The sequence below is a fragment of the Haliscomenobacter sp. genome, from assembly GCF_040403615.1.
Classification (GTDB): domain Bacteria; phylum Bacteroidota; class Bacteroidia; order Chitinophagales; family Saprospiraceae; genus Haliscomenobacter.
Window position 1 is genome coordinate 16,865 of the sequence record NZ_JBBAKG010000106.1, and the last position, 3,243, is coordinate 20,107.

The following is a 3,243-nucleotide window of genomic DNA, read 5'->3' on the forward strand; positions in this document are numbered from 1 at the left end:
CACAACTCCATCACAACTCACTTGTATCCATATTGGTATGGCTGCTGGTGGTTTACCTGGTTATTTCAAATCTACTTGTGAGGTAAAAGGTGGAAATAAAATTAAATTTTTAGCACAAGATGCTCCTTTGTTTTTAAAAAAAAACTACATGAAATTTCGCTCTATAGAATTCAAAATGTAGTGCATTCCTCTTTGTCCTCCAATAGTTAATAGTTTGTGTTTTTTGTGATTCCTTCGCATTTCGAAAGAGTTAGTGCCCTTTAGGTAAAAGGGGCATATTCAAGTTTTTTGAGGTTTTTGTTTGGCTAACTTTTCATATCCCATTATTCACTAACTTTTTATCATAACTTATGAAAAAATTGTTCTTTACTAACTGGATTACCAAATCGGCGAGCATGGGCTTGCTGGTATTGGCTACATGGTTGTTTGGTTCCAATTTGGCTGTAGCACAATCTTGCAGTTGTAGCAATGTTACAGTCACTCTGGATCAGAACTGCCAATTTGCACTTAACCCTAACCTCGTATCTGACGGCGTCAGTTGCCTCTCAGGTTACGTACGCGTTATGGACAACATCGGCAATGACAACGTCATCAATTGCGCTGGTGTATGGACGTATGGCTTGTTTACAAGCTCTGCAGCAGATGCAACTGTAATCTGCTGGGGCAAAGTAACTGCCGAAGACAAGACTGCACCGCGGTTGTTCAGCACCAATTTCCTTACCCTCGACACCTTGGCTTGTTTCGACGTAAATTACGTTTTGAACAACCGCCTGACGATTGGTAATGTAGGTACAACGGCCTCTCCGATGGCTGCCGCTACCAGTCCCCAGACCATTTTGTATGCGGAAGGGCCTAATGCACCCAACACTGCGCCTGACAACATCAAGAACCTGGGTTACCCCAACTTTCAAGACAACTGCTTCAGCTGTGGTTGCCGCACTACCCTGAAGTGGAGCGACAAAGTGGTTTACTACTCCTGCGCAGACCTGAAAACGAATGGCAACGTCTATGCACGGATCTACCGCGAATGGGTAGCTACCGATTGCAATGGCATGCGCTCTAGCGTGGTACAGGTGATTCCATTCAAACGTCCTGCTGTGGTATTGGCTGATCAGTGTGTTGGAATACCAGCACCTTTCTCTATCGACAATGAACTGAAGTTCCGTGGTAATGGCACATGTGGCACTGATGCTAATGCAGCTGCTCCAGGTTACGATTGGGTAGTACAGTACACTTCTTGTACGCCCGACAAGAGCTTGATCAAGAAAGTAGACGTAATGCCTTCTTTCCGCAGCTACTTCTACAACAGCACCACCAAGCGTGACATCTACCTGGATGAAGCAGAATGCAACTATTCTGTACAAATCAAGGATACCGAGTTTCCTACTTGTGGCGGCAAAGGTTTGAAGATCAGCCGCGAGATTTTTGTATTTGATTGGTGTGCTGGTGGCGTTATCGACACCCTGCGCGTACTGATCAAAATCACCGACGACAAGGCGCCAACGCTGACTGCTCCTGCATTTGTAAACGGTGCACCTTACCGGAATCCAGCTCAACTTCCAGTGGTGGAAATCTCAACTGGACCAATGGATTGCACGGCTGCGATCCCAACTTCAGTAGCGGGCATCAAAAAGACCTTTGGTTACACCATTGCGGACAATTGCTCATTGGGCAACGTAACCGTAAGCGTAAAAACTCAGGATCGCTACGTGAAGGGCATCCTGGTTGCTAGTAATGTATGGGATAAGGTGGATTACGCAATCATGAATGGTACCATGATCGGGTTGCCAACAGGTTCTCACCGTTTGATCATCGACATGTCGGATGGTTGTTACAACGCAAAACGCGACTCTTTCGAATTTTTCGTGTATGACGGTATTGCACCTGTAATGAAGTGTGACGATCAGTTGAACGTATCCCTGAGCAATGGCAATGGCTACACCGCTGGTTATGCACAAGTAACGGTAGAAGACCTGAACGAGGGTTCATGGGACAACTGCAAACTGGCCTGGATCAAGGCACGCCGTAATGTACCTGCTGCCTTGGCAGCAAGCTTCATTGCGAAGGGTTATGACAGCAACAACAACGGCACATTGGACGCTGCCAAAGGCAACGACATCAACGCAGATGGGGATTACAACGACACCGTCAATGGTGTAGATGAAACGCTGCAAGCTGGCGCTGACGGTATCGACATCAACGGCGACGGCGACTTCAAAGACTTCGGCGAAACATTCGTACTGAAAGGCGGCAAGTTGATGACTCCGCTGACCGACGTAGTAGAGTTCTTCTGCGGCGACGTAGCTGCAAATGTTACTGTAGAATTGTGGGGTTCAGACAACGCTTACGGGTACAATGGCAACATTGAAGGCAACCGCAGCTACTGCTGGGAAGAAATCCAGATTGAAGACAAGGTAGCACCTACTTGTGTTGCTCCTTTTGACATCACGGTAGATTGCGATGAGAAGTGCCTGGAGAAAATCGACAACAAAGCGGTATCTGCACTTTGCTTCGGTGATGTAGAAATCACTTCTGGCAACGATTGTGCTGCGATGGACACGGCTTATACGGTTGTGAAGACCCTGAAGTGTGGTTACGGAACCATCGTCCGCAACTGGGCATTGACCAAGCAAACGGCGAAAGGCCCCATCAAGATCAACTGCGCGCAGACGATCACCGTACGTGCGATCCACCAATACGACATCAAGTTCCCTAAAGATGCATCTGCTGATTGTAATACTCCAATCATTGATACAGTGGTCACGGATGAATTGTCTTGCGACATCTTGTCTGTAAACGTAACCGACAAGCGTTATGACGCTTCTGACAATGAGTGCTACAAGATCTTCCGTACTTACTCCGTAATCAACTGGTGTACTTACGACGACCGTTGTGGTGACCCACTTCAGCAAACCAACGTCTCGGTCATCGAACGTGGCTCTTTTGGCAATTACGGCAAAGCACCACTTTATGTATTGGTACGTGATGCCAACCGTGACTTGAACGAAGAATTCTACGTTTCTAAGGATTTGATTCCTAACAACGCTGATGACATCCGCATCACTCCTCCTTTCTGCCAAATAGCAGGTGAGTACATCCACAGCTTCATCTATACCCAGATCATTAAAGTATACGACGATACTCGTCCAGTTGTAACTGGCGCTACAGCTAAATTCTGTATCCGCGATGGTGGCGATTGCTTGGCCAACCTGAAAATGGTGATCAACGGCAAAGACAACTGTT

Annotated in this window: 1 protein-coding gene and 1 pseudogene; both read left to right on the forward strand. The window is 46.9% G+C overall.

Features of this window, described 5'->3' with window-relative positions; translation table 11 throughout:
* Positions 1–181: hypothetical protein (locus ABW391_RS24060; RefSeq protein ID WP_353484452.1), on the forward strand; the 181-nt coding region annotated here is incomplete at its 5' end.
* Between the two features lie 169 nt (positions 182–350).
* A pseudogene (locus ABW391_RS24065) lies at positions 351–3,243 on the forward strand (hypothetical protein); the annotation flags it as partial.